Source organism: Streptomyces ortus (assembly GCF_026341275.1).
Classification (GTDB): Bacteria; Actinomycetota; Actinomycetes; order Streptomycetales; family Streptomycetaceae; genus Streptomyces; species Streptomyces ortus.
Genome location: NZ_JAIFZO010000002.1, coordinates 7959856 through 7985997, shown reverse-complemented (window position 1 = coordinate 7985997; position 26142 = coordinate 7959856). Strand labels below are relative to the sequence as shown.

The following is a 26142-nucleotide window of genomic DNA, read 5'->3' as shown; positions in this document are numbered from 1 at the left end:
GGGTGCGCGGGCCCCTCGTCAGTGGCAGGGGAAGCCGAGCAGGTGACGTGCGTCGTGGACCCATTCGTGGACGTCCCCGCCGGAGACGACGGAGGTGGCGCCCTGTTCGGCGCCGACGAAGTACAGCAGGAGCAGCATCAGGACGCCGATGAAGACCGCCCAGGGAGCGATGTCCCTCAGCGGCAGCTTGGCGGGCACGACAGGGGTGGTGCTCGGCGGGGCGACATGCTGCGCCATCGCGGGGCCTCCTCCGGGAACTCGCGTCCCATCTCGGTGGTGCACAGGACGACGGCCCCGGGTCTGACTCACGGGGTGCTCCCCTGGGGGAGTCACGCCGTTCACAGTGGCGCGACCGTGCCGGATTTCCACCGGCTTCCGTGCTGCCGTCGTCGGTATCCGAGAGACGCTACCGCTCGACGGGTGCATGCCCAAGAGCGGCGGCCGACAAGAACCCGCTCACACCGAACACTTACCTCTCAGAGCCCCAACCTCATCTCAGGCCCCACCTCAGGCCCCGACTCGGGCCCAGCTCCGGATCTGTCTCGGGTCCTGCCTCGGGTCCTGCCTCGGGTCCTGTCTCCGGGCCCGTCTCCAGTTCCAGCTCCGGGCCGCGTTCGCCGAGCGGCTCGAAGAAGCGTTCCACGTCGCCGTCGGTGACTTCGGCGAGGGTGGCCGGCGACCAGCGGGGGGTGCGGTCCTTGTCGATGACCTGGGCTCGGATGCCCTCGACCAGGTCGGGCGTGGTCAGGGCGGCGCAGGAGACGCGGTACTCCTGCCGCAGCACGCGCTCCAGCGAACCGAGGCGCCGGGCGCGGCGTACGGCGGTCAGGGTGACCTTCAGCGCGGTGGGCGACTTGGCGAGCAGAAGCTCCGCGGTCTCCTTCGCCACCGGATCACCGTGGTCGAGCAGCCGCCGGACGATCTCCTCGACCGTGCCGGCGGCGAAGCAGGAGTCGGTCCACTCCCGCTGCCCGGCCAGCTCCCCCTCCGGTGCGGGCCGCGCGTGCCGGTCGAGCGCTCCCCGGACTGGCAGCTCGGCGAGGTCGTCGAGGAGACCGGGAAGCGACGCCGACGGTACGTGGTGGTCGGCGAGCCCGCACATCAGGGCGTCCCCGGCCCCGATCGCCTCACCCGTCAGCGCCAGGCGGGTGCCCAGTTCGCCCGGAGCGCGGGAGAGCAGGTAGGTGCCGCCGACGTCGGGCACGAAGCCGATGCCGGTCTCGGGCATGGCGATCCTCGACCGTTCGGTGACGACCCGGACGCCGCCGTGCGCGGAGATGCCGACGCCCCCGCCCATGACGATGCCGTCCATGACGGCGACGTAGGGCTTGGACCAGCGGGCGATACGGGCGTTGAGGCGGTACTCGTCGCGCCAGAACGCGGCGGAGGCGGTGCCGTCCCCGTCCCGGGCGTCGTCGTGGATGGCGCGGATGTCGCCGCCCGCGCACAGGCCGCGCTCCCCCGCTCCGGTGACGACGACCGTCTCCACGGCGCTGTCGTGCTCCCACGCGGTCAGCGCCTCGTCGACGCGCCGCACCATGGCGTGGGTGAGGGCGTTGATGGCCCTCGGGCGGTTGAGGGTGAGGTGGGCGGCCCGGCCGGCCGTGTGCAGCAGGACCGAGTCTTCGCTGCCGGTCATCCGCATACCTGCGTCAGGCCGCGGGCCTCGATGTCACGCATGAGTTCGTCGGTTCCTTCCGGGATACGAGGGGCGCATAGGTCGCAAGCGATCTTCTCAAGTCCGCGTGCGCCCGGGCGGCCCGGGGCAGCGCGACGGCCCCGGGACTCCTGGAGGAGTCCCGGGGCCGTGACGTGCGTGACGGGTGCGGCTCAGACGTGCGGGCCGCCCGTGCCGTAGTACGTGCCGAGTTCGTCGCGGTAGCCCTGGTCGCCCAGGTGCTTGTCGCGGTCGAACTCCGGCGCGTCCTTGATCTGCTGCTTGGTGCGGTCGACCACGATCTTCTGCTCGTCCTGGTCGATGCTGACGACCGTGCTGGCGGGCAGCAGGACCTCCTTGCCGAAGATCCACACACCGGTGTCCACCACCAGGTAGGCGTCACCGACCTCGTCGGAGTGCTTGTCGACCTTGCCGATATTGCCGTCCGTGGCCTCGACCTTGTAACCCGTAAGGTCCACACCCGCCAGACGACCCGCGGTCGACTTGTAACCCCATACATTTTCAGTCACGCGAAAACAACTCCTCCGGTAAACAGAGGACAGCGGGGATCCCCACCGGCCCTCTCTTTTTCCGTACGTCGTGCACGGTGATTTCCGTAATCGCCGTCCTTGCGGCGGGTGCCCATGGTCCGGGCCTTCACGCACCTTAATTCCGGCCGAGTTCGTCTCCGCCTCGCCGGAGCGGACAGGCACTGCCTGAACTGGGCCGACGCAGTCGGCTACCAGCGGTACCAGCGGCCACTCCCGCGCTTCGGGCGGGCGACGAAGCCGATCAGCCACAGGACCAGAACGACGATCGCGATCCACCACAGGATTTTCAGCGCGAAACCCGCGGCGAAGAGGATCAGGGCCAGCAGAAGAACAAGTAGCAGGGGAACCATTTTTTCAACCTCCGGAGCACCGAGTGCCCGGATGATCTCCATTCACGCACACCGATTCACGGGACGCGCACATTCCACCTCCGGCACACCGCCGGGCATCCGCCTCTCCGGTGAACTTGGGTACGCGATCGCGGCGAGGGGTACTCCTGCGCCATGACCACCACAGGAACGACCCCTCTGCGCGCTGTCGCACTCGTCTGCACCCTGTCGCCGTCGCCCGCCGCCTCCAGTTCACAGCTGCTGGCCGAGCAGACCATGACGGCACTGGGCGAGCACGGTGTCACCGGCAAGGTGATCCGGATCGCCGATCACGACGTCCGCCCCGGAGTGGAGACAGACATGGGGGACGGCGACGCCTGGCCGGCGATCCGGGACGCGGTCCTCGACGCCGACATCCTCGTCCTGTCCACGCCGATCTGGCTGGGCCATCCGTCCAGCCTCGCCCAGCGCGTCATGGAGCGGCTGGACGCGGAGATCTCCGAGACGGACGACGAGGGGCGGATGCTCACCTACGGGAAGGTCGCCGCGGTGTGTGTCGTCGGCAACGAGGACGGGGCTCACAAGGTGAGCGCCGACCTCTTCCAGGGGCTCAACGACGTCGGGTTCTCCCTGGCTCCGAACGCGGTCACCTACTGGGTCGGTGAAGCCATGCAGGGCGCCGACTACCAGGACCTCGACAAGACTCCCGAGACCACCTCCGCCACGACGGCGACCCTGGCGGCCAACACGGCCCATCTGGCCCGCCAGCTCAAGGGGTCCCCGTATCCGTCGAGCTGACCGGAGTCCGCGTTCAGAGCTCAGGCTCTCAGTCGTGGGCGCCGACCAGGCCCACCCGGTGGGCCAGCACGACCGCCTGGACCCGGTCCCGCAGATCGAGTTTGGTCAGGATGCGGGACACGTACGTCTTGACGGTCTCGCGGCTGATGACCAGCCGGTCGGCGATCTCGGTGTTGGACAGGCCCTCGGCGATCAGCTTCAGCACCTCCGTCTCCCGCGGCGCCAGAGCGGCCAACGCCGGTGCGGCGGGGTGCCGTTGGGGTCGGCGGAGCCGGTCGGCGAACCTGCCGACGAGTTGCCGGGTGACGGCGGGTGCCAGCAGCGACTCCCCCGCGTCGACCGTCCGCACACCGTGCACCAGCTCGCGCGGGGGTGAGTCCTTTAGCAGGAAGCCGCTCGCCCCGGCCCGCAGTGCCTCGTACACGTACTCGTCGAGGTTGAAGGTGGTGACCACCAGGACCCGCATCGGATCGACGACGCCGGGGCCGGCGAGCAGCCGGGTCGCCTCGATGCCGTCGAGCAGGGGCATGCGGATGTCCATCACCACCACGTCCGGGCGCAACCGTCGCGCGCTCTCCACCGCCGTGCGGCCGTCTCCGGCCTCTCCCACGACCTCGATGTCCGGCTGCGCGGTGAAGATGGTGACGTACCCGGTCCGTACGAGTTCCTGGTCGTCACAGACCAGCACCCTGATCGGCGCCGGGGCTTCCGGGCCGGTCATACCTCTCCCCCGCCTGCCGCGGTTTCGCCGTGCCCGGCGGACGGTATGCGCGCGCGGACGCTGAAGCCGCCGTCCGGGCGGTCGCCGGCGGACAGGTCACCGCCGAACACACTGACCCTTTCGCGCAGCCCGATCAGGCCGTGCCCGCCGCCACGGCCCAGCGGTCCGCGCCGCTGACCGGGAGGGGTGGCAGCCTCCGTGGCGGGCGCGGTGGCGGGCGCTCCCTCGGTGGTCACCTCGACCTCCACGTCCGTGCGGCCGTAGTGCACCTGGACGAGCGTCCGGTGGCCCGGGGCGTGTTTGAGCGCGTTGGTCAGCGCCTCCTGCACCACGCGGTACGCGGCCAGTTCCACCGCGGCGGCCAGTTCCTGCCGCTCGCCCCGCTCCGCCAGTTCCACCGGCTGTCCGGCGGCCCTGGTCTGCTCGACCAGCTCGCTCAGCCCGCCCGGCGCCGGGGTACGGTCCGGTGCGGACGAAGCGCCTTCGGTGCCGGCGGACGCCTTCAGTACGCCCAGCAGATGCTGCAGGTCTCTCAGGGCCCGCCGCCCGGAGTCGCTGATCGCTTCGAGTCCGGTCCCCACCCGCGCGGGTGCGTCGTCGAGCAGGAACTGGGCGGCGTCCGCCTGGACCACCATGGCGGTCACATGGTGGGTCACCACATCGTGCAACTCCCTTGCTATGCGGGCCCGTTCGCGTGCGGTCGCCGCCTCGACGCTGAGCCGGCGCCGTTCCGCCTCACCGTCCTGACGGGCCCGTACCGCTGTGCCGACGGCCCAGCACACCACCAGGATCAGGAACATCAGGACGTAGTCGGAAACCTGCTGGGGCGACCCTCTGTGGTGCAGCCCGGCCGCGAACAGCGTGAACGCCACGACCGCGACGGCGACCGCGAGAACGCGGCGCGGGCCGCCGACGCGGTCCCCGTGGGCTCCCAGGCTGTACAGCGCGAGGTAGAGGCCCAGACTCGCGCAGGTCTGCGGATAGCCGACGAGTTCATGGACCGCGAACGCGCCCGCGATCAGCGCGAGGCACCCGACGGGCCGGCTGCGCCGCAGCACCAGCGGCAGCCAGAGAGCGGCCGTCACCAGGACCCCCGGCAGTCCGAGGGAGCGTTCCGGCAGGTCGCCGAACTGGGCGCCGATCGGGGCCGTCACCGGCGCGAACACCAGCGGGGCCAGCAGTGCGGTGCACACCGCGTCCCGGCTCACCACGCCCAGCGCACGCCAACGGGCCGCGAACACGGGCGTGTTCAGCCTCAGGTCCGACCCCGCTGATCCGAGCACAGGCAGAGCCTAGCCCCCTGCCGGACCCCGGACGATCCGGCCGGGGGCATGGCACGGGCTCCTATGCGAACAGTGCGGTGATCAGGGCGATGTCGTCGTCCTTGTTCTGTCCGAAGCGTGCGAGGAGCAGGTCGCACATCTCCTCCAGGTCGGCCGGCCCGTCGGCCACGGTCTCGCGGAACTCGGCGAGGGTGGCGTCCAGATGGGAGGTCCGTACCTCGACGAGGCCGTCCGTCACCATGAGCAGCCGGGTGCCGGGCGGGGCCTCCACCACGGTGGGCGGCGGATGCGGGAGACCCAGGCCGATCAGCGGACCGTGGGGTTCGTGGAACCGCGGCCCCTTCTCCGGGTCGATCAACAGCGGCGGGAGGTGGCCCGCGTTGGCGATGTGCAGGCGGCGTTCGTCCGGCTCGACCAGGACGAGGCACAGGGTGACGGTGATGCCGGGCTGGGACTGGCCGAGGAGCGTCTCCAGCCGGTTCAGAATCTGGTGCGGAGCGTGCCCTTCGACGGCGTAGGCGCGCAGTGCGTGGCGTACCTCGCCCATGACGGTCGCGGCCGTCACCGAGTGTCCGACGACGTCTCCGATGGCGAGCAGCAGGCCGTTGACCGTCCGCACCGCTTCGTAGAAGTCTCCCCCGATCTCCGCGTGTTCGGAGGCGGGGAGGTAGCGGAAGGCCAGCTGGACGCCCGGGACGGTCGGCAGTTCCTTGGGGAGGAAGGAGCGTTGCAGGGCCAGGCCCAGGGCGTGTTCCTCGTTGTAGGTCCGCAGGGCTTCGAGGGCGAGTGCGCCGGCGTTGGCGAGTTGCTGCAGGAGCTGCTCGTCGTCGGCGCTGCGCAGGGCGGTGACCGGTACGGCCAGGCAGACGGGGGGCCGACCGCGTTTGGTGCGGGCCACCGCGAGCGCGATGTCCCCGCAGAGGTGGTCGTCCGGCAGCATGGCCTGCCACTGCCCCTGCGGGAGACGGACGATCGTGACGCCGGTGTCCTGGCTCAGGCCGTGGGCCGCGAGCTGCTTCAGGAGGGCGGGGTGTGCGGGATGGATCCGTACGGTGGACTGTGCGTCGTCGGTCATGCTGTGCACGGCCTGCGTCTGAGGTGAGAGGAACACCGCGCTGGCCGGGCTGTCCAGGACCGCTGCCGCGCCGCCGGTGGCCGCCGACGCGAAGGAGTGGAAGCCGACGGCGCTGTAGACGTCCAGCGTCGCCTGGTTCAGCGCTATGAGGCGGTGCGCGAGCTTCTCGGCGCGCTGCCGGGCTCTGGCGTACCGCAGGGTGGCGGAGACGGTGGCGAGGAGCTCGCCGGGGTCGATGGGTTGGTCGAGATAGGCGTCCGCTCCCCGCCTCAGCCCTTCCGCGTGATCGTCGGGGGTGATGGCGGCGGCGGAGATCTGGATGATCGGCAGATGGGCGGTCAGCGGGCTGTTCTTGACCCGTTCGCTGACCTCGAACCCGCTCATGTCGGGCAGCCGGACGTCGATGATCGCGATGTCCGGAAGCGCGCCCGGCCCGTTGTGCAGCTGATCGAGGCCCTGCTCGCCCGTGCTGACGCCGATGACGGAGTGTCCCGCGCGCTGCAGCCAGCTGGTGAGGACGTAGCGGTTCGTCTCGTTGTCGTCGACCACCAGGACGGTCGCGGGCAGACGCTCCTGGGCGCTGTCGGTCACGGCCCGCCCTTTCGGTTCTGCGCTGGCTGCGTGTACTCATGGCCGAGATCCGGGAGGCGGACCTCCACCTTGGTGCCGACGCCCACCGTACTGGTGAGGGTCAGGGTGCCACCGAGCAGTTCGGCGAGCGTACGGGCGTAGGGCAGGCCGAGGCCGGTGCCGAGCCCGCCGCTCTGGTGGGGGCCGCGGACCTGGTAGAAGACCTCGAAGACCCGGTCGAGTTCCTCGGGCGGGATGCCGATCCCGGTGTCCGTGACGGTGAACAGCACACCGGGGCTCGAAGGTTCGGGATCGACGTCGATCTCCAGACGCACCTCGCCGCGCTCGGTGAACTTCAGCGCGTTGGCGCAGAGGTTGCGCAGGATGCGGACCAGCAGCGTCTCGTCCGTCACCAGGCGCGGCTGCTCCTCGGCAAGGGGCGTGACGAGAGTCACCCGTTCGTGTCCATGGCCGCTCAGGATGAGGCCCCTGAGGTGGGCGACCAGCAGACGCAGATCCACTGGTTCCGGATGGATCTCCAGGTGGCCGGCCTCGGCCTTGGCCACGTCCAGCAGGTCGCTCACGAGGGACAGCAGCGTATGGCCGGCCGAGCCGATGAGTTCGACCTGTTCCCGCTGCTCGACGGTGAGGGCGGGGGAACTGGGGGCCAGCAGCAGCGTGGAGAGGGCGACCACGGAGTTGACCGGGGTGCGCAGTTCGTGGCTGATGTTCGTCCAGAAGCGGGTCTTGGCCTCGCTGGCCTCCTGCAGCTGGTGCCGCTTGTCCTCCAGTTCGGTGTGCAGCGCGAGAACACCGCTGTTGGTGGTCTCCAGCTCCTGGGTCAGCTCGGTGTACAGCGCGAGGACACCCCGGTTGGTCTCCTCCAGCTCTTCGTTGAGATGGCGCAGCTCCTCCCGCTGGGCGCGGGTCTCCTCCAGGGTGGCGATCAGGTCGCGCGTCTGGGCGCGGAGGTCGTCCGCCTCGGTCGAGCGGGAAGTGGCCTTGAGGACCTCCGCCAGCCGGGCGTGCTGCTGCGCCGCGCTGCCGGTCTCCGGCGGGAGCGGCTGGCTCACGGCGATGCGGCCGCCTGCCGGGCCGGTCTCGTACTCGATCCCCACGAGCTTCGCCGCCAGGTCGAGCGTCTCCTGCGCCGCGGGTGGTCCGTCCTCCCATACGAACGTGACGAGCAGGGTCGTCGGCCGGCCCGCTGGCACGAGACCGAAGGAGACCTCCAGCCCGCCACAGCCGAGCCGGTCCCGGCCCAGTTCGCTCAGCGCGGTCGCCAGCCGGACCTGGTCCTGCCGCTCCAGCGACAGGGCCGCTCCCACCTGTTGCGCGGTACGCCGCAGTCCGAAAACGTCCTGGGACGAGGACAGGGCGAAGGGCGCCACCGTGCGGGCCGGGCCGACGGCGGACGAGTTGTCGTGGCGGGGAACGTCGTCGCGGGGGCCCGGGTCAGACACCACGCTCATCCCGTCCCTCGCCGCTCACCATGCCCCCTTGATCACGACGACGCCGGCGTCGTCCCGCCGCCCTCCCGCCTCCCGCAGCAGCTGACCGGCCATGACGAGCGGCGTGTGGTGCAGCAGGCCGGGCAGGGCCGCATGGTCCCAGCGTTCGGTCAGCCCGTCGGAGTGCATCACCAGAGCGCCGTGGGCCGGGAGCGGTTCCTCGAAGGTCCGCAGCCGCCTCATGTGCGCACCGACGATGCCGGGTGCCGACAGCAGGGCCCTGCGAGCACCGTCGCCCACGAGGAAGCCGCTGACGTTGCCGATTCCGCAGTACAGCAGGCGGCCGGCGGCCGGCTCGATCCGGGCCACGGCGACCGCGCCACCGCGGGTCCCCCGCAGGGCGAGGTGCACCGCGCCGAGGGCGCCCGCGGGACTGAGATCGCGTGTCTCGTGGAACGCCCTCACCGCGGCCTGGCTCGCGCGCGCCGCGAGAGGGCCGTGGCCCAGACCGTCGCAGAGCATGACCAGGATCGCCGGGCGGTCCCCGGCGCCGTCGCGGTCGTCCGTACGGACGGCCCACGCGTCACCGCACGCGGTCTCGCCGCTGATGGGGCGGGTCACCCCGCCGACGGTGGACAGCTCCGGGGAGGTGACGACGGCCGGGGCGCCCGCGGTGCGCGGCCAGAACCGGGCGGCCATGACCGTGCCGCGGCCCGGCACGGAGTGCAGGTCGAACTGGTCCGCGAGACGCGAGACCGCGCCCAGGCCGATACCCAGCGTGCCCGCACTGGACGTTCCGTCGGCGAGCGCGGCGGGAACGTCCGTCATTCCGGGCCCCGAGTCGACGGTCAGGAACTCCACTCCGGCCTGGTCCCCGGCCCGCACCACGCGCAGCAGCAGCGCGCCGTCGTCGGCGTGCCGCTGGATGTTGGTGGCCGCCTCGGTGACGGCGAGGGCGACCTCGGCGGACCGGTGGCTGCTCAGTCCGACGCGCCTGGCCAGGGTCGAGGCCGCTCCCCTGGCGGTCACCGCCAGGGAGACGCCGTCCCTGAACCAGGCGATGTCCTCGCCGGTCGGTGCCGCGGCGTTCACCGCACCCACTTGATGATGGTGACGGTCGTTCCCTCGCCCGGCGCGGTGACCAGTTCGAAGTCGTCGACGAGGCGCCGGGCACCACTGAGGCCGAGGCCCAGCCCGCCGCCGGACGTCCAGCCGTCCGTCATGGCCTGCTCGACGTCGGCTATACCGGGGCCGGAGTCCTCGAAGACGGCGGCCACGCCCCGCTTGCCGTTCGCGCTGACCAGTCCGGACCTGACCGAGCCCCCGCCTCCGTAGATGAGGGTGTTGCGGGCGAGCTCACTCGCCGCGGTGATCATCTTGGTCTGGTCGACCAGGGACAGCTTGCACTGCTGGGACAGGGTGCGGATGGCCTGCCGGATGTGCACGAGGTCGCCGCTGCGCGCGATGGGGTACGTCTGCGGCGTCTCCCCCACGGTCCAGGGCGCGGTCACCGCAAGACCGAACTGGTGGGCTGCCGCAGCTTCGCCAGCCCCTTCTCCAAGTCCAGGGCGGTGTCGACGCCGCCCAGGGAGAGACCCAGCTCGACCAGGGTGATGGCCACGGCGGGGCGCATGCCCACGACCACCGTCCTGGCGTCGAGCACGCGCGAGATGGCGGCGACCGTCGCGAGCATGCGCCCCACGAAGGAGTCGACGATCTCCAGGGCGGTGATGTCGATGATGACGCCCCGGGCCGACTTGGCCACGATCGCGTCGGCCAGGTCCTCCTGGAGGTTCAGCACCATCTGGTCCTCCAGATCGAACTGGACGGACACCAGCAGGGTGTCGCCGATCCGCAGGATCGGGATGCGCTCGCTCATCGCTGCACGCCCTGGTGGACGACCACGTCGACGCCGGAGCGGCGCAGTGCGAGCTTGAGTGCGTCGGCGAGGCTGGCCTTCGTCACGATGTCGTCGAACTCGATGCCCAGCGCGACGATGGTCTGCGCGATCTGCGGGCTGATGCCGGACACGGTGCACTCGGCGCCCATGAGCCGGGCGGCGACGATGGTCTTGAGCAGGTGTTGGGCGACCTGGGTGTCCACCGCGGGCACGCCCGTGATGTCGATGATCGCCTGCTCCGAGCCCGTGTCGACGAGGGCCTGCAGCAGCTTCTCCATCACGACCTGGGTGCGCGCCGAGTCCAGCGTGCCGACCAGCGGCACGGCGATGACGCCGTCCCACAGCCGCACCACCGGCGTGGACAGCTCCAGGAGCTGCTCCGCCTGCGAAGTGATGATCTCGTCCCGGGTCTGCGTGTAGGTCTCGATCACGAAAAGGCCCATGCCGTCGAGGAGGGCGTTGAACTGCAGGTAGGCGCGGATCTGCTCGGCGGTGCCGTCGGACAGGACCGGTTCCAGGACCCGCTTCAGGGCGAAGACACTGATCGCGGTCTCGGTCGGCGAGAACCCCTGACGGGCCCTGTTCCTCGACAGCTCCGTCAGCAGGGCACGGACTTCGGACATCTGTTCCGAGTGGACGTCGGCGGCTCCCTGCCGCAACGCGTCCACCAGGGCGTCGAACAGCTCCCGCAGCTCGCGGTCGAGTTCGGCGGCGCTGATCCGCCCGCTCTGCGACCCAGACACCTCCCGCACCCACGCCGCAGCCAGGTCCTGACCCTCGACCGACAAGAGCCCTACCAGGTCCGCAGCGCTGTCTCGCTTCGCCATTCCGGCGCTCCTTCAATGTTCATATTTACGTGTCAGGGACGACCTGCGAAGCCTACGTCACGTGCCACGACGGTCCGGCGCGACCTGTGGACGGCCGGGGAGGGGCGTCCGCCGTGCCAACGCCCACCCGCTCCCCGCAGGTCAGCCCGCCAGCGCCTGGCGCACGGTGGGACTGCACGGGATGAGGGCGTCTACTCCGACGAGCTCGATCACCCGCAGCACCGACTGCTGGGCCCCTGCCACGCGCAGCCACCCCTGGGCCTCGTGGGCCGCACGATGGGCGGCGATGAGCAGATTGATGCCGCTGGAGTCCATGAAGGTCACGCCGGTGAGGTCCGCGACGGTCCGGGGGCGCTCGGCGCCGGCCGGTGGGTGCAGGGCGTCGCCGACCGCGTCCCGGGCGGCACGGTCCAGTTCACCGCACAGGCTCACGACGAGGATGCCGCCCACGTCGGACCGGGTCACCGACAGATGGCCGGACTGGGTGGGAAATGTGTCTGTCACCATGTCCTCGACTCGGTTTGCCGATGCGGCTCAGGCCAAAAGCTCGCGCCTGAAGCCTGCCCCGATGACACGGACCACCATGCTCGAACGCGTGATCGATCGAAGCGGAAGCGGCATGTGTCACGCCAAACAGGGTAGCCGCGAACGGACAACGGGAACGAAGGTGGACAAAAAGTGGAGTCAGTCGGGAGAGGCGGCGCGGGTCCGTCGGAAGCCCCTGCCATAGCCGCCACCGTCTCCATGAACGGAGGCGGCGCCTGCATCGCCGAAGCGCGACGCTTCGCGGCCGACTTCCTGGCCCGCGCCAGGACGGGCCACGGGGTGCCCGTCTCCGCGCGCGCGACGGACCTGACCCAGCTGGTCGTCAGCGAGCTGGTCACCAACGCCCACAAATACGCCCCCGGCCACCTGCTGCTGGACCTGCGCATCACCGACGCCGTGGTGGTGGTGTGCGTGCACGACAGCGTCGGCGTGCGGCCCGAGGCCCGCCCCGTCGACCCGAGCAGAGTCGGCCAGCACGGCCTGGAGATCGTGATGGCCGTCGCCGAGGATTTCCGGGTGGACCTCGAACCGGCCGGCAAACGCGTCACCGCGTCCATCACCCTGGCCCCCTGAACCGCTTCCTCAGAGCCTGACGACGCCGGGTTTTGTTGAAGACCGGTGATATTGCCGATGGCCGCACCCTCCTCCCGGTTCGACAGTGGCACGGCCGGCCACCGGTCGGCGCCGTCGGCAGAGCTGCCGGAAGCGGGGACACGGCTGCTGTCGTGTCACCCCCTCCGGTACGACGGTTCGTCACGGCCGAGAGGACGACTTCGTCGTGCAGCAGCACTCGCAGAACAGCTCATCCACCCCCGGGACGGTCCCGCACGCGTCCGCCGAGCCAGGCCCGCGCGACCGCGGAGGACGGATCGCGAAGCGGATCACCGGTGCGCTCACCGCGCTGACCGCCGTCGTGGGCCTCAGCTCCCTGGCCGCCCCGGGGGCGCAGGCGGCGGACAACCCCTACGAGCGCGGCCCCGCCCCCACCACGTCGAGCATCGAGGCGGCACGCGGTTCGTACGGCGTGTCCCAGACGTCGGTCTCCTCGCTGTCGGTCACCGGCTTCGGCGGCGGAACCGTCTACTACCCGACGAGCACCGCCGACGGGACGTTCGGCGCGGTGGTGATCTCCCCCGGGTACACGGCGTACGAGTCCTCGATCGCGTGGCTGGGGCCACGGCTGGCGTCCCAGGGCTTCGTCGTCCTCACCATCGACACCCTGACGACCCTGGACCAGCCCGACTCGCGGGGCCGGCAGCTGCTGGCCGCGCTGGACTACCTCACCGAGCGCAGCAGCGTACGCACCCGGATCGACAGCAGCCGGCTCGCGGTGGCGGGGCACTCGATGGGCGGCGGCGGCAGCCTCGAAGCGGCCAAGTCCCGCCCGTCCCTCCAGGCGGCCATTCCGCTGACCCCGTGGAACCTCGACAAGTCCTGGCCCGAGATCAGCACACCCACTCTGATCTTCGGCGCGGACGGCGACACGATCGCACCCGTCGCCACGCACGCGGAGCCGTTCTACGGAAGCCTGCCGTCGTCCACCGACAAGGCGTACCTGGAGCTCAACGGCGCGACGCACTTCACACCGAACTCGTCCGACACGACGATCGCGAAGTACAGCATTTCCTGGCTCAAGCGGTTCGTGGACAACGACACCCGCTACGAGCAGTTCCTCTGCCCGCTGCCACGGCCGAGCCTGACCATCGAGGAGTACCGGGGTAACTGCCCGCACAACTCCTGAGGCCGGCATCCCGATAAGCAGCCGGTGGGCGGTCGTGTGGGGAACGCGACCGCCCATCGGCGCTGTGCGGGTGCACAGATCCGCGGGGGCGCCGCTGGGCAGGCGTACACGGGAGCACCGGCTCAAGGCCGTGTCGGCGCAGGTGGGAGGGGGAATCCGCGGGGCGGGAGGCGCCGGACGGAGAGCTTCCGCCTCGCGCCGCGCGAACGTAACGTCACAGGGATGACCGGACGGACGAACGCGCCCCAGTCTCCCCCACCGTCGTCTCCCCCACCGCCGTCTCCCGTACAGCAGCCACCCTCACCGCCCGCTCTTCCGCCGCGCGGCCGAGGCGCGGAACTCGCCGCGCTGGCCGCCTTGTCGGACCGGTCGGGGCCGGACGCCCCGGTGCTCGTACTGGCCGGTGATCCGGGCCTCGGCCGTACCGCGCTGACCGACTGGGCGGCCCGCTCCTTCACCCCCGGGCCCGTGCTGCGCGTGCGGGCCAGCCGCGCGGAGTCCGCGCTGCCGCTGAGCGGCGTGCACGCGCTGGCGTGTGCCGCCGGCGGTCTGCCCGGACCGTGGACCACCGACGACACCGAGCACGGGACGACGCCGGAGTGGCTGCTCCACTCGCTGACCGCCACCGCGGCGAGATCGCCCCTGCTGGTGTGCGTCGACGACGCCCATCTGTGGGACGCCCCCTCGCGGACCGCCCTGGGCTTCGCCGCCCGGCGGCTGCCCGCGGCCGGACCGGTGCGGCTGCTCCTCACCGTCGCCGGGCAGCACGCGGCCGACCCCGATTTCGCTGCGCTGCCCGCCCTGACGCTCGGGCCGCTGCCCTCGGCCGCCATGGACGCGCTGCTCGACGACACGGCGTGCGGCCCCGTCGACCCGGCCGTCCGGATGGAGCTGCTGGACGAGGCGGAGGGCAATCCCGCCCTGCTGCGCGCGCTGCTGGCCGGCCTTTCCCCCGCCGAACTGTCCGGCGAACACCGGTTGCCGTGGCCGCCGGCCGACGCCGAAGCGCTACGGAGTGTGGCCGGGGCACATCTGGCGGGGTTCTCCGCCGCCGAGAGCGAACTCCTCCTGCTGGTGGCGGCGGCACACGAGCACGACCCCGAGGGCGGCGGCGCGGACGCCGACCTGGTCCGCGGAGCGGCGGCACGACTCGACCGGGCACGGGCCGCACTCGGCCAGGACCGGCTCCCGGACGCCCTCGTCCTGTCCGGCGGCCGGTTCCGCTTCACCAGCCCGCTGCTCCGCAGAGCGGTCCATGCCTGCGCTCCTCCCGACCGGCGGCGCGCCGCGCACCGGGCACTCGCCTGCGTGCTGGAGAGCGTGCCGGAGGACGCGGGCCACGGGCTCGTCGCGCTGCTCCACCGGGCCTGGTCGATCGCCGGGCATGCCCCGCCGATGGCGGATCAGCTGTCCGCCGCCGCGGCCGATCCGTGCGTCGCCGCGTCCCGCGCCCAGCGTGCGGCGGCGTACGCCCGGGCCGCGGAGCTGACGGCGGATGGACGCGAACGGGCGGAGCATCTGACCGCGGCGGCCGGGCAGGCGCTGCTCGCGGGCCGGGCGCGGGAGGCCCGCCGACTGACCGGCCGGGCCGGTGACGGTGCCCTGCCTGCCGTCGTCCGGGGCCGCTCGGCCTGGTTGCGGGGGATCATCGCGCTGCGTGACGGTCCCGCCGCCGACGCCGGGGAGGCCCTGCTGCTCGCCCGCTCCCTGCTCGCCCACGACGATCCCGCGCACGCGCTGCTCGCGGGGCTCGCCGCCGCGGAGGCCGCGTGGGCCACGGGAGACGCCGTCGCCTGTCTGCGGGCGCTGGACGCGGCGGACCGTACCGCCGGGACGACGGTGCAGACCAGGGCGGTCGCACACGGCCGCGCGGTCACGGACCGCCCGGCCACCCGCTCCGGGGTGCCGCCCTCCCCGGCCCGGGCCGGGGAGGCGGACAGTCTGCCGTGGGAATACCTGCACGGCATGCGGGCGATGCTGGAACAGGACTTCGCCCGGGCCGTCCCCCGGCTGCGCCGCGTGGTCAAGCACGCCTGGGAGGAGGACGGGCCGGAGCGGCTGCTGCGGTCGGGCGCGGCGGCCCTCCTGCTGGGCGATGTGCCCGCCGCCTGCCGGATCGGCGCGCGGACCCTCGCGGCGGCCCTCTCCCGCGGCCCGGAGGCGTCCGTGCCGCGGGCTCTGGAGCTGCTGGCCTACGCGGAGTTGCGGACGGGGCAGCACGCGCGGGCCCGGGCGCACGCGGAGGAGGGACTGCGTGCCGCACACCGGTACGGGCAGAGCAATGTGGCCGCCCACCACCATGCCGTGCTGGCCCTGGCGGCGTCGATCGCGGACGAGTCCACGCTGGTCGCGCACCATGCCGACGCCGCCCTGATCACCGCACGGCGTCACGGGCTCAGCCAGGCCACCACCCTCGCCGAATGGGCCTCGGCCCGCGCCGACCTGGGGCGCGGGCGTCCCTTCGAGGCGGCTGCCCGGCTCGGCCCGCTGGTCCGTCCCGGCCCGGACGGCGGCCACTTCGCCGTACGCATGCTGGTCATGCCCTGCTACGTGGAGGCCGCGGTGCTCGCCGGACAGCGGGCGGACGCTCACGCCGTCGTCGAGGAGTTCGCGCTGTGGGCACGCTTCGGCGCGGACGTGCAGGCGCCCGCCCAACTCGCCCGCTGCCGGGCGCTGGTGGCCGACGCGGACCGCGCCGACGCACTGTACGAGGACGCCCTCGCCCTGCACGCGCGGGCGGGCGGTGACTTCGAGCAGGCGCGTACGCGGCTCCTGTACGGGAAGTGGCTGCGCAGACGGCGCAGACTTCGCGAGGCGGGCGGCTGCCTGCGGGCCGCGCTGGTCGCCTTCGAACGCTGCGGCGCCCGTATCTGGGCGGACCAGGCGCGTGCCGAACTGAGGGCGAACGGCGTGGCCCCGGCCGCGGCGGGGGCCGGGGCGTTGGAAGGCCTCACCCCGCAGCAGCTGCGGATAGCGCGCTGTGTGGCCGAGGGTGCCACGAACCGGGAGGTGGCGCTGCGTCTGGCGGTGAGCACCCGCACGGTGGACTATCACCTGCGGAAGGTGTTCGCCGTGCTCGGGGTCCGCTCCCGGGTGGAGCTGTCACGGATGGTGGAGCGGCCGGGCGTGGACGGGTCACGCCCTGCCTGAGGAGGCCCGCGGGGCCGGCCGCGTCAGGGCAGGATGGAGTCGACGTATCCGCCGTCGACCCGCAGCGCGCCTCCCGTGGTGGCCGAGGCCTGGTCGGAGCTGAGGTAGACGACCATGTTCGCGATCTCCTCCGGCTCGATCAGCCGTTGCAGCAGGGACTGTGGCCGGTGCTCCTTCATGAAGGCACGCTGGGCCTCGTCCCACGGCAGGTCACGGTCGACGAGCCCGTACACGAAGTCCTCGACCCCTCCCGTGTGCGTGGGGCCGGCGACGACCGAGTTCACCGTGACTCCGGTGCCGGCCGCCTCCTTCGCGAAGCCCCTGCTCACCGCGAGCAGGGCGGTCTTCGACATGCCGTAGTGGATCATCTCGGCGGGGATGACGACCGCCGAGTCGCTGGCGATGTTCTGGATCCGCCCCCAGCCCCGCTCGGTCATGCCTGGCAGGTACGAGCGGATCAGGCGCACGGCCGCCAGCACGTTGACCTCGAAGTAGCGGCGCCATTCGTCGTCGGTGATTTCCAGTGGGTCGGCGGACCCGAAGATGCCGAGGTTGTTGACGAGGATGTCCACGCGCGGCACGGCGTCCACCACCCGGGCCGCTCCTTCTTCGGTGGTCACGTCCGCCGCCACGGCGATGACGTCCGCGCCGGGTACGTCCTTGGCCAGTCGGGCCGCGCTCTCCTCGGCACGCTCCGCGCTCCGGCCGTTGACCGCGACCCGGGCGCCGGCCCGGGCGAGGCCTTCGGCGATCGCCGCGCCGATTCCCTGGGTGGACCCGGTGACCAGTGCCGTGCGGCCGGTCAGATCGATGCGCATCGCACACGCCCCTTCCTCTGCTCCAGCTGTTCTTGCTCTCCTCGCTGTGCGTTCGTCGGTTGGGTACCCGTTCAGCCACTCCCGCAACAAGGGGCGCCTGCTCAGAGCCCTCGGGCTTCTCGCGCCGCCGCGAAGACTGGTCATCTTCCGTTTGGAGGTGTCCTGGACGGATACCCGGACGGGATTCCGCCGTACAGGATCCCGTCGCGGCGGTGCTCCGAGGAAACGTGTGGAGAGTGAGGCCGAACATGGTTGTTGACCGGTGGCCCGCCGAAGCGGTGGTGCAGGCAGCCGCCGGGCCGGACCACGAACGCGAAACGCCGCAGCGGGTGGCGGAAGCCCTCTGCGAGGCCCTGCCGGTGGACGCGGTCACCCTGGCGCTGTGGACGGAGAAGCCGCACCGGCGGATGCTGCACGCGACGAACCCGGCGGCGGAGCGCCTGGAGGAGCTGCAGTTCGAGGTGGGCGAAGGCCCCTGTGTGTCGGCGGCGGCGCTCGGCCGGCCGCTCATGGTCGAGGACCTCCAGGGGACCGTGACCCCGTGGCCCCTGTTCGGTCCGCTGGCCCGCGAACGGCTGTCCACGGTGGGTGCCATCTACGCGTTTCCGCTGGTGGAGGGGGCCGCGCACCTGGGGACGGCGGACATGTTGCGCTTCGAGGCCGGCCCGCTGGGGGCCGAGGCGGAGGAGGCCGCGAGGCTGGCCGTACGGGCCGCGGCGCTCATCCTGCTGACCGCGAAGCTCGCCCCCGCGCTGGACGTCCACTGGAAGCGCACCCATGTGGCGACCGGCGTGATGGCCGAGCGGCTGGGAATCACCCCGGCCGAGGCGCTGACGCGGCTGCGCTCCACGGCCCTGGGGACGGGCCGCCCCCTGCCCGACCTGACCGAGGACGTCCTGGCCCGGCATGGCTAGGCACGCCCGGCGCCTGGTCCTGAGCGACGCGACGTCCGGCAACGCGGTCCTTCCGTGGGGGAAACACTCGCGTCAGGCCGGTCGTGCCAGGCGTCCCGGCAGCTGCGCCGCCAGGTGCTCGATCAGCGCGGTCACCCGCCGCGGCACGTCCCCGTCGTCTTCGACCAGAGCGTAGATGTCGGCCGCGGGCGTCGTGACGTGCGGCAGGACACGGACCAGGTCGCCGCGCTCGACATGGGGCCTGACATGCCACACCGAGCGCATGATCACGCCTCGGCCCTCCAGGGCCCAGCCCGTCACGATGTCCCCGTCGTTGCTCTGCGGCGCACCCCGCACCCGCACCTGACGCGGATCGCCGGCGTCGCCGAACCGCCAGAGCGCGTCGTCCCCCTCGTTCTCCCGCAGGACGATGCAGTCGTGCCGCGCCAGATCCTCCACGCGGGTGGGCGCACCACGTCGTGCCCGGTACGCGGGCGACGCGCACGGCACCCGGCGGTTCTCCGCCGGTCGGCGCATCCGCAGTGAGGAGTCCGGCGGACTTCCCACGTGCACGGCCACGTCGAAGGTGCGCCGATGCGGGCGCAGGAGCAGCGCCGACGTGTGCAACTGCACCTGGAGTTGGGGGTGCGCCGCCGCGAACTCCGCCAGCAGCGGGGCGACATGGGCTCGCCCGAGACCCAGGGTCGCCTGGACGACCAGGGCGCCGCGCAGCTCCCCGGACCGTTCGGTCACCAGGTCCTCCAGCTCGCTGAGCCGGTCGAGGATCGAGTCGACCCCGCTCGCGTACAGGGCGCCCTCCGAGGTCAGTACCAGCCTGCGTGTGCCCCGCTGGACGAGACGCACGTCGAGCCGGCTCTCCAGTGCGCTCAGCCGCTGGCTGACCACCGGGAGGGACCAGCCGAGCCGGCGCGACGCCGCGCTGACGGCGGTCAGTCCGGTGACGGCGACACAACTGCCGCCCGACGCCGCGAGGGGCTTCATCTCGGTGCGCAGCCGGGACACCAGGTCGCTGGTCCGCTGGGTACGCGGTCCGGTGTCGGGGATGATCCGGATGCGTGCGGCCGACTCGTCCTCGGCCACCTCGACGCCGCTGACGTCCGCGATGCCCTTGACCTCCCGCAGCCTGCCCTCGACGGCGGTGGCCGTCGAGGCGACGGCGGCCGGGTCGTCGTCCTCGACAAGGATGACGAGCGGGCCGTTCGCCCCCGGGGCCGAAGACGTCCCCGACCACGTCGTAGGCCTGACGGCTCGACGTCGTGGTGGGGCTGTTGCCCTCGTCGGTCAGGGCGAGCTTGAGCTGCATCGCCGGGAGGGCGAGCGCGACGAGGGCGACGGTTCCGAGGATCAGCGTACGCACCGGCCGACGCAGTACGCCCTCGGTCCAGCGCACACCCGTGGAGGGCCCGCCCGGCTCCCGTGCCGCTCGGCGGCCCCAGCGGGTGCGGGTGCCGGCCCTGGGGATGAGTCTGTGGCCGCACATGCCCAGCAGTGCGGGGAGCAGTCCCAGTGCCAGTACGACGGCGGCGGCGACGGCTCCCGCGGACGCAAGACCCAGGGAGGTCAGCAGCGGGACACCCGCCGCCGAGAGTCCGGCGAGCGCGATGACCACGGTGGCCCCGGCGAAGACGTTTCTCCGGCTGAGACCACGCTCTCCGCGGCGGTTACGGCGTCAGCACGATCCTGCCGAAGACCTCACCGTCGTCCATCCTCCGGTGGGCCGTCACGGCCTGGTCCAGCGGCAGCACCTCATGCACGACCGCCGCCAGTTCGCCCCGGCCCGCCGCGGCGAACTGCTCGCTCCGTACGGCATGCCGGTCGCCCGAGGGGACGGTGTCCGCGCTGAAGGTGGCGAAGCTCAGCGACCTACGGAACGCGTCCATCATCTTCGTACCGAAGTCCGCCGGCGGCTGACCCGCCACGACACCGACGACGACCATGCGGCCGTTCGGAGCGAGCCTGTCGAAGAACGACGGCATGTCGTCACCGGCGACGATGTCGATGATGACGTCGTAGTGCGCGGGAGCGCCCTGGCCGCCCTCGCCGGAGCGGTCCAGTACCTGGGTCGCGCCCAACCGGCGGAGCCGCGCGCCGCGTTCGGCCGACGAGGTGGTGACCGCCACCGCGGCGGCACCGCCCTGGGCCGCCAACTGGACGGCCATGACGCCGATACCGCCCGCCGCGCCGCGCACCAGGACCGTCTCGCCGGGGGTGAAACGGGCGTGCGCCAGCGCGTAGTGGGCCACGACTCCGGAGCTGCCGAGCGTCACCGCGTCCGCGGCGGAGAGGTCGTCCGGGAGGGGAAGGATCTCCCGCACCGGGACCACGGCCTGTTCGGCGCAGCCACCTCCCGTGCCGGTGAAACCCCACACCCGACGGCCGACCCATGACGTGTCGACGCCGTCGCCCACCGCGGTGACCGTGCCCGCCGTCTCGCTGCCCGGGACATGCCCCTCCTCGAAGCCGTAGGCGGCCAGCGCGCCACTTCGGATCACGGTGTCCACCCCGCCGACGCCCACCGCCTCAGCAGCGATCAGTACCTGTCCGGCGGCCGGTGAAGGTGTCGGCAGGTCGACCACGGCCAGACCTTCGGGGCCTCCGTACGTCCGGATCACGATCGCCTTCAAAGCCGTCTCCCTGTGCTCGTACCGGTACGCCGGGCCCGCGGGTCCCGGCGCCTGCTGCCACCTCCGGACGTTAACGGACGCCCCCGTCCACTTGGGTAAAGTGAGAGAGGTGACCGATCGTTTGCCTCACACGCTGCGTTCCGACGCCGTGGACAACCGCGACCGCATCCTCGACGCGGCCGGGAAACTGTTCGCGGCCGAGGGCCTGGACGTGCCGATGCGGGAGATCGCCCGGCGCGCCGCGGTCGGTCCCGCCACCCTGTACCGCCGCTTCCCGACCAAGCAGGCACTGATCACGGCGGTCTTCGCGGACCAGGTGCGCGCGTGCCGTGACATCGTCGACGACGGGTGCGCGGATCCCGATCCCTGGCGGGGCTTCTGCCAGGTGATCGAGAAGGTGTGCGAACTGCACGCACGCGACCGCGGCTTCACGGAAGCCTTCATGTCCACGTTCCCCGGCGCGCCGGGGAACGTGGACACGGGCCGCGCGTACACGATGCGTGCGGTCGCCGGGCTGGCCCGGCGGGCCCAGGAGGCCGGGCGCCTGCGTCCCGACTTCGTCCTGGACGACCTCGTTCTCATGCTGATGGCAAACAAGGGGATCCACACCGCGTCGACCGATGCCCAGGTCACGGCCTCCCGGCGCTTCGCCGGCTTCGTGATCCAGGCGTTCGAGGCCCGTCCCCCGCACGCACCGCTGCCGCCCTCGGCACGGTTGGCCCTCTCGGAACCCGCTGACGTCTGACCGACGGCACCTGGCGGAGACGTGCGGGCGGGGCGCTCATGGCGCGTCCGGGGCCCTCAGTTCGAAGTCGGCGCGGGGTGTCGCGACTCCGTTGATCTGCAGGGCGATCGCGTGCGGTCCGGGGTGGTAGCGGCGGGTGGTGATCGGCCGGAACGAATGCTCCCGCGCGATGTCGATCCGTTCGCCCGGCGCGAGGGTGCGGGTGGTGAGTTTGAAGGTCTTGCCGGTCTGGCCGCCGTTGGCCTTGCGATGGTGCACGACGTAGTCGATCGTGAGCCGCGCCTCGGCGTCGCCGGTGTTGCGGATCGACGCCGTGAAGCGGACCGTGCCGCCGAACGGGACGTCGTTCCGGTCCAGTCGGGGACCCTCGACCTCCACGGTCGCGGGTGCGAAACCGAGCAGTTCCAGGGCGCCGGGGTGCCCTCGTTTGACCAGGGTGCGCAGCCCGTGGCGCACCAGGCGCTCGGTGCCCGCGCCGGGGCTCTCCAGCCAGCGGCGGGCCGTGTCGACGACGACCTCGGGATGGTCGCGGCTGAGGTCGTTGAGATGGTTGGCGACCGAGCGGCGTACGTAGTCGCTCTCGTCCCGGTGGAGGGCGTCCAGGATGGGCACGGTCACCGCGGGACGGGCCAGGATGTCCGGGACCCGTACCGCCCAGGGAAGGTAGGGACGAGTGCCTTCGGAGGCCAGCCTGCGCACGTCGGGGTCGGCAGAACGGGTCCACTCGTCCACGACGATGCCGAGGGCCCGGTCGAGATCGTGCCGCAGCAGTGTCCTGAGGGCGAACTCCGAGGACAGCCGCCCGGTGAGACTCGCGAGGAGGTCCATCGCGTCGTCGAAGGTTGCCGCTCCGCTCTCCTGGACGGCGCGGGTGGCGAGCGCGGCGGTCACCGGCCAGATCAGCCAACCGGTGAACTGCGGGGCGTCGTCGCGGGCGACGCGTACGGTCCGGGCCAGCGCGGCGTAGTCACCCGGGAGGTCCGCGAGCAGGGCGTCGCGCAGCAGATCGGCACGCTCCCGCAGGGACAACGGATCGATCAGCCCGGGCGCCGCGCGCAGCGCCGTCAGTTCGGCGTCCGGGGCGGCGACCTGGATGGCATGCGTGAGGCTCTGCACGGTGTGGCGGCCGATGAGCTCGTCGGCGAACGGCATGGCGGTCCCTCTGTCGGGCGAGACACTGCGGGGCGGGCGGTGGCGGGCTGCCGGTCCAGGCTACGAGCAGATCCGGACAGGTACGGTCCTGGCCTCGCGGGAGCCGGCCGCGAGCGTCGGCGCCTGCGGTCGGCGCCTGCGGTCGGCGTCTGCGGTCGGCGTCTGCGTCTGCGTCTGCGTCTGCGTCTGCGTCTGCGTCGAAGAGGGTGGTGCGTTCGCCCCAGGCCGTCGACCCGGGCACCTTACGGGTCGGCCAGGGCGATGCGGGCCGTTATCCGCTTGCCGACCGGCTCCGCGTGGATCCGCAGGTCCTGGGCCACGGCCTTGACGATCTCCAGGCCGTGCTGGCCGACCCTGCCCGCGTCGGCGGCATGCGCCTCGGGGACCGTCGGATCGCTGTCCCACACGATGACGTCCACGGTCTCGCAGGTGACGCGCAGCTCCATCAGGGCGGGCCCGGGAGCGTACTTGCAGGCATTGGTGACCAGCTCACTGACCACCAGCTGGGTCAGATCCAGCACGCGGGCCGTCACGGGCGCGCGCCGCTCGGTGCGGACCCGTTCGAGGAAGGCCGCGGCGTGATGGCGGGCCTCGGCGATGCATCCGTCGCCCCCGCCTATGGCGAAGCCGGTCTGTATCGCATGTCTGTCCGACCCGGTACAGCCGTCACCGTCGTCGTGGGATCCCACCGGCATCGCCCTCATTCTCCGTTCACAGGCGCTCCGCTACCCTTCGCCCCGCCATTCATGCATCGTACAAATGTGCTCTCCGGCACAACTGTGTGGGTGCATGAGGTAACGCGTTCGGGCACAATGGCCGGGCACCTCGTGGCCCGGGACGAGTCCGGGCACACAACCGCAGTCGAGGAGACGGTGACCCCCATTCAGAGCGTGGATCAGCCAGGCCGGCTCTCCGTCGAGCACTCCGCCATCGGCGGCATCCGAGTCGTGACCGTGCGAGGCGAGATCGACCACACCGTCAAGGACATGCTCGGCAAGGCCCTGCTGCCGCCCGACGGCACGACGCGTCCGCGGACGGTGGTCGACCTCAGCGGTGTGACCTTCATGGACTCAAGCGGGATCAGCGTCTTCATCGGCGCGTACCAGGCCGTGAGTGCCACAGAGGGCTGGCTGCGCATCGCCGGCGCGCAGGAATCCGTGCTGCGGATCCTGCAGATCGTCGGCATGGACACGTTGATCAGTTGCCACCCCACCATCGAACAGGCCGTGAACGCCTGAGCGCACGCCCGGGCACCCGCCTCGCCGGTCGCCTCGTGCGCCCGGCCGGTGGGGCGGTCGGCCGGTGGGGCGGTCGGCCGGCCGCAGGTGGGCTGTGCTCAGCCGTCCCTGCGCGCGCGGCGCGTCCGCGCAACTGACTCAGGGGGCGTCGGACGTTGAAGGCGCGCGCAGGGTACGCGGGTAGGGTCGGTCGTTATGATCGTCGCTCGTTCCGTCGCCCTGTTCGTCGTCGCCGCCCTCTTCGAGATCGGCGGCGCCTGGCTGGTGTGGCAGGGCGTCCGTGAGCACAGGGGCTGGATCTGGATCGGCGCCGGCGTCATCGCGCTCGGCCTCTACGGTGTGGTCGCCACCTTCCAGTCCGACGACAACTTCGGTCGTATCCTCGCCGCTTACGGCGGGGTCTTCGTCGCGGGATCGATCGCCTGGGGCATGGTCGCCGACGGTTACCGCCCCGACCGCTACGACATCGTCGGCGCCCTGGTCTGCCTCACCGGCATGGCGGTGATCATGTACGCTCCCCGCTCGCACTGACGGGCCCCACCCTCGCCGTCGGCGGCGGAGTGGGGCCCTGGAGGACACATCGACGTCACAGAACGGACGTACGTACGGCCGGCCGGGGCGTCAGGTACCGGTCACGGCCCTGCTCTTGTCCGGATCGGCGGGGTCGTCCGAGCCCTCCTTGGCGAGTGCCTTGTTGCGGCGCACGGAGGACCAGAAGGACCAGGCGATCAGGACGACGCCGACGAGTCCGGTGATCACCTCGTTGATCTCGTACTGGATGGTGACGAGGAGGATGACCGACAGGGCGCCGATCGCGTAGTGGGCGCCGTGCTCCAGGTAGACGTAGTCGTCGAGGGTGCCCTGGCGGACCAGGTACACGGTCAGCGAACGGACGTACATCGCGCCGGTACCGAGGCCCAGGGCCATCAGGACGATGTCGTTGGTGATGGCGAAGGCACCGATGACGCCGTCGAAGGAGAAGGACGCGTCCAGGACTTCGAGGTACAGGAACATGAAGAAGGCGGCCTTGCCCGCCAGGGCGACCGCGGAGCGCGGTTTCCCGGTGCGTTCGGCCTCGCCCTGCGCCTCCTGCTCCCGTTCCTCGTCCTCTTCGATCCGGTTCTCGAAGTGGCCGGAGAGACCACCCACGATCATGTACGTGACCAGGCCCGCGATACCCGAGAGCAGGACCGTTTCCGCCTTGTCGGCATGCGCGCCACCGTGCTGGTGGGCGTGGGCCGCGAAGGTCAGGGAGGTGATCAGCAGCACGATCAACGCGATGCAGACCGACAGCATGTCGACCTTGCCGAGCTTGGCGAGCGGGCGCTCCAGCCAGCCGAGCCACTTGATGTCACGGTCCTCGAAGATGAAGTCGAGGAAGATCATCAGCAGGAAGATGCCACCGAAGGCGGCGATCGACGGGTGGGCGTCGGTGACCAGTTGCTGGTAGCGGTCCTTGTCCGTGAGGGCGAGGTCGACGGCCTCGATCGGGCCCATGGAGGCGCTGACCGCCACGATGACGACGGGGAAGACCAGTCGCATACCGAACACGGCGATGAGGACACCGACGGTGAGGAAGATCTTCTGCCAGAAGGCGTTCATCTTCTTCAGGATTCCGGCGTTGACGACCGCGTTGTCGAACGACAGGGAGATCTCGAGGATGGCGAGGATCGCCACGATGCCGAAGCCGGTCCACCCTCCGTAGAAGACCGCTGCGGCCAGGGCGAGCGCGGTGACCGCGAACGACCAGCCGAAGGTTTTCAGAAGCACTGGTTACCCCATCGTGTGGTGGGGGGCCGTGGGCCCCGTTGCGCTGTTGTGTGGTGGATGGTGTCCGCGTGGTGCGTGGGAGGTGACGGGCAGACGGGCACGTCGATGGTACCCACGCAGGTCCCGCTGTTCCCGCGGTGATGTGCGGAGGCTCTGTGCCGGTCGGCCGCCCCCTGTTCCGGGGCTGTCCGCGAGATGCCGACGCGCGGCTCGGTCCGGAAGGGGCCGTCGTGGCCGACTTCGTCCCCCGCATTCTCCCGGAGCGGTGCGCGGACGGCGTCG

General features: G+C 71.6%; 27 protein-coding genes, 1 pseudogene and 1 riboswitch. Of the genes and pseudogenes, 8 read left to right on the top strand and 20 right to left on the bottom strand.

Annotated elements, in window-relative coordinates:
• Window positions 1-18: 18 nt before the first annotated feature.
• From K3769_RS37995 to K3769_RS37980, 4 genes are all read right to left on the bottom strand, one after another.
• Entirely contained in the window at window positions 19-237 is a 219-nt protein-coding gene (locus K3769_RS37995) for a CbtB domain-containing protein (RefSeq protein ID WP_267030756.1), read from the bottom strand.
• 36 nt (window positions 238-273) lie between these two features.
• Window positions 274-403: riboswitch (cobalamin riboswitch) on the bottom strand.
• Window positions 404-490: 87 nt separating this feature from the next.
• On the bottom strand, window positions 491-1639 hold the full coding sequence (locus K3769_RS37990) for an enoyl-CoA hydratase/isomerase family protein (protein WP_267030755.1): 1149 nt from the start codon (window positions 1637-1639) through the stop codon (window positions 491-493).
• Between the two features lie 191 nt (window positions 1640-1830).
• Entirely contained in the window at window positions 1831-2187 is a 357-nt protein-coding gene (locus K3769_RS37985) for a ribosome maturation factor RimM (protein ID WP_267030754.1), read from the bottom strand.
• A 209-nt stretch (window positions 2188-2396) separates the two neighbouring features.
• Window positions 2397-2558, bottom strand: coding sequence for a DUF5670 family protein (locus K3769_RS37980; protein ID WP_267031722.1), 162 nt, complete (start codon window positions 2556-2558; stop codon window positions 2397-2399).
• Window positions 2559-2711: 153 nt separating this feature from the next.
• On the opposite strand from K3769_RS37980, the gene K3769_RS37975 reads away from it, so the two are divergent.
• Window positions 2712-3335: a flavodoxin family protein gene (locus tag K3769_RS37975; RefSeq protein ID WP_267030753.1), complete on the top strand. Its 624-nt coding sequence runs from the start codon at window positions 2712-2714 to the stop codon at window positions 3333-3335.
• A gap of 28 nt (window positions 3336-3363) precedes the next feature.
• On the opposite strand, the gene K3769_RS37970 is transcribed toward K3769_RS37975, so the two are convergent.
• The 9 genes from K3769_RS37970 to K3769_RS37930 form a co-directional block, all read right to left on the bottom strand.
• Window positions 3364-4056 carry a response regulator gene (locus K3769_RS37970; protein WP_267030752.1) on the bottom strand — a complete coding sequence of 231 codons (693 nt, stop codon included), beginning with the start codon at window positions 4054-4056 and terminating at the stop codon, window positions 3364-3366.
• Window positions 4053-5339, bottom strand: coding sequence for a sensor histidine kinase (locus K3769_RS37965; RefSeq protein ID WP_267030751.1), 1287 nt, complete (start codon window positions 5337-5339; stop codon window positions 4053-4055). The genes K3769_RS37970 and K3769_RS37965 overlap by 4 nt, the downstream gene beginning before the upstream one ends.
• Window positions 5340-5400: 61 nt before the next feature.
• Window positions 5401-7005 carry a fused response regulator/phosphatase gene (locus tag K3769_RS37960; RefSeq protein WP_267030750.1) on the bottom strand — a complete coding sequence of 535 codons (1605 nt, stop codon included), beginning with the start codon at window positions 7003-7005 and terminating at the stop codon, window positions 5401-5403.
• Window positions 7002-8456 (bottom strand): sensor histidine kinase, encoded by a 1455-nt coding sequence (locus K3769_RS37955; protein ID WP_267030749.1) that lies wholly within the window; start codon window positions 8454-8456, stop codon window positions 7002-7004. Before K3769_RS37955 ends, K3769_RS37960 begins: the two co-directional genes overlap by 4 nt.
• Before the next feature lie 15 nt (window positions 8457-8471).
• Window positions 8472-9536 carry an ATP-binding SpoIIE family protein phosphatase gene (locus tag K3769_RS37950; protein ID WP_267030748.1) on the bottom strand — a complete coding sequence of 355 codons (1065 nt, stop codon included), beginning with the start codon at window positions 9534-9536 and terminating at the stop codon, window positions 8472-8474.
• Window positions 9524-9946 carry an anti-sigma regulatory factor gene (locus K3769_RS37945; RefSeq protein ID WP_267030747.1) on the bottom strand — a complete coding sequence of 141 codons (423 nt, stop codon included), beginning with the start codon at window positions 9944-9946 and terminating at the stop codon, window positions 9524-9526. Before K3769_RS37945 ends, K3769_RS37950 begins: the two co-directional genes overlap by 13 nt.
• On the bottom strand, window positions 9943-10314 hold the full coding sequence (locus K3769_RS37940; protein ID WP_267030746.1) for an STAS domain-containing protein: 372 nt from the start codon (window positions 10312-10314) through the stop codon (window positions 9943-9945). Before K3769_RS37940 ends, K3769_RS37945 begins: the two co-directional genes overlap by 4 nt.
• On the bottom strand, window positions 10311-11162 hold the full coding sequence (locus K3769_RS37935; protein ID WP_267030745.1) for an STAS domain-containing protein: 852 nt from the start codon (window positions 11160-11162) through the stop codon (window positions 10311-10313). Before K3769_RS37935 ends, K3769_RS37940 begins: the two co-directional genes overlap by 4 nt.
• Window positions 11163-11303: 141 nt before the next feature.
• Window positions 11304-11669, bottom strand: coding sequence for an STAS domain-containing protein (locus K3769_RS37930; protein WP_267030744.1), 366 nt, complete (start codon window positions 11667-11669; stop codon window positions 11304-11306).
• Between the two features lie 237 nt (window positions 11670-11906).
• Here K3769_RS37930 and K3769_RS37925 point away from each other — a divergent pair, with 237 nt between their 5' ends.
• The 3 genes from K3769_RS37925 (at window position 11907) to K3769_RS37915 (ending at window position 16599) form a co-directional block, all read left to right on the top strand.
• Window positions 11907-12281, top strand: a complete 375-nt coding sequence (locus K3769_RS37925) for an ATP-binding protein (RefSeq protein WP_267031721.1) — start codon at window positions 11907-11909, stop codon at window positions 12279-12281.
• 205 nt (window positions 12282-12486) lie between these two features.
• On the top strand, window positions 12487-13449 hold the full coding sequence (gene bdeA / locus K3769_RS37920) for a bis(hydroxyethyl) terephthalate hydrolase (protein ID WP_435369369.1): 963 nt from the start codon (window positions 12487-12489) through the stop codon (window positions 13447-13449).
• Window positions 13450-13671: 222 nt separating this feature from the next.
• Window positions 13672-16599, top strand: coding sequence for a helix-turn-helix transcriptional regulator (locus tag K3769_RS37915; protein ID WP_267030743.1), 2928 nt, complete (start codon window positions 13672-13674; stop codon window positions 16597-16599).
• 23 nt (window positions 16600-16622) lie between these two features.
• Here the strand turns inward: K3769_RS37915 and K3769_RS37910 are convergent, their stop codons facing one another.
• Window positions 16623-17417, bottom strand: a complete 795-nt coding sequence (locus K3769_RS37910; protein WP_267030742.1) for an SDR family NAD(P)-dependent oxidoreductase — start codon at window positions 17415-17417, stop codon at window positions 16623-16625.
• A gap of 248 nt (window positions 17418-17665) precedes the next feature.
• Here K3769_RS37910 and K3769_RS37905 point away from each other — a divergent pair, with 248 nt between their 5' ends.
• Entirely contained in the window at window positions 17666-18331 is a 666-nt protein-coding gene (locus tag K3769_RS37905) for a GAF and ANTAR domain-containing protein (RefSeq protein ID WP_267030741.1), read from the top strand.
• A 72-nt stretch (window positions 18332-18403) separates the two neighbouring features.
• On the opposite strand, the gene K3769_RS37900 is transcribed toward K3769_RS37905, so the two are convergent.
• From K3769_RS37900 to K3769_RS37890, 3 genes and pseudogenes are all read right to left on the bottom strand, one after another.
• The gene (locus tag K3769_RS37900; protein WP_267030740.1) at window positions 18404-19411 is read right to left on the bottom strand and encodes a LysR family transcriptional regulator; all 1008 of its coding nucleotides are present in this window, start codon (window positions 19409-19411) and stop codon (window positions 18404-18406) included.
• A gap of 388 nt (window positions 19412-19799) precedes the next feature.
• Window positions 19800-19940, bottom strand: a pseudogene (locus K3769_RS37895) (hypothetical protein); the annotation flags it as partial.
• A 52-nt stretch (window positions 19941-19992) separates the two neighbouring features.
• A complete protein-coding gene (locus K3769_RS37890; RefSeq protein WP_267030739.1) occupies window positions 19993-20955 on the bottom strand; it encodes a zinc-binding dehydrogenase in 963 nt (320 codons plus the stop codon).
• Between the two features lie 109 nt (window positions 20956-21064).
• On the opposite strand from K3769_RS37890, the gene K3769_RS37885 reads away from it, so the two are divergent.
• Window positions 21065-21700 carry a TetR/AcrR family transcriptional regulator gene (locus K3769_RS37885; protein ID WP_267030738.1) on the top strand — a complete coding sequence of 212 codons (636 nt, stop codon included), beginning with the start codon at window positions 21065-21067 and terminating at the stop codon, window positions 21698-21700.
• Between the two features lie 36 nt (window positions 21701-21736).
• Here K3769_RS37885 and K3769_RS37880 read toward each other — a convergent pair whose 3' ends face one another.
• Both K3769_RS37880 and K3769_RS37875 read right to left on the bottom strand, forming a co-directional pair.
• Entirely contained in the window at window positions 21737-22852 is a 1116-nt protein-coding gene (locus tag K3769_RS37880) for a DNA alkylation repair protein (protein ID WP_267030737.1), read from the bottom strand.
• Window positions 22853-23094: 242 nt separating this feature from the next.
• Window positions 23095-23547 (bottom strand): ATP-binding protein, encoded by a 453-nt coding sequence (locus K3769_RS37875; RefSeq protein WP_267030736.1) that lies wholly within the window; start codon window positions 23545-23547, stop codon window positions 23095-23097.
• A 177-nt stretch (window positions 23548-23724) separates the two neighbouring features.
• Here K3769_RS37875 and K3769_RS37870 point away from each other — a divergent pair, with 177 nt between their 5' ends.
• Together K3769_RS37870 and K3769_RS37865 are read left to right on the top strand one after the other, a co-directional pair.
• A complete protein-coding gene (locus tag K3769_RS37870; RefSeq protein WP_267030735.1) occupies window positions 23725-24090 on the top strand; it encodes an STAS domain-containing protein in 366 nt (121 codons plus the stop codon).
• Between the two features lie 195 nt (window positions 24091-24285).
• On the top strand, window positions 24286-24621 hold the full coding sequence (locus tag K3769_RS37865) for a YnfA family protein (protein WP_267030734.1): 336 nt from the start codon (window positions 24286-24288) through the stop codon (window positions 24619-24621).
• A 90-nt stretch (window positions 24622-24711) separates the two neighbouring features.
• Here the strand turns inward: K3769_RS37865 and K3769_RS37860 are convergent, their stop codons facing one another.
• Entirely contained in the window at window positions 24712-25860 is a 1149-nt protein-coding gene (locus K3769_RS37860; RefSeq protein ID WP_267030733.1) for a DUF475 domain-containing protein, read from the bottom strand.
• Window positions 25861-26142: the final 282 nt, after the last annotated feature.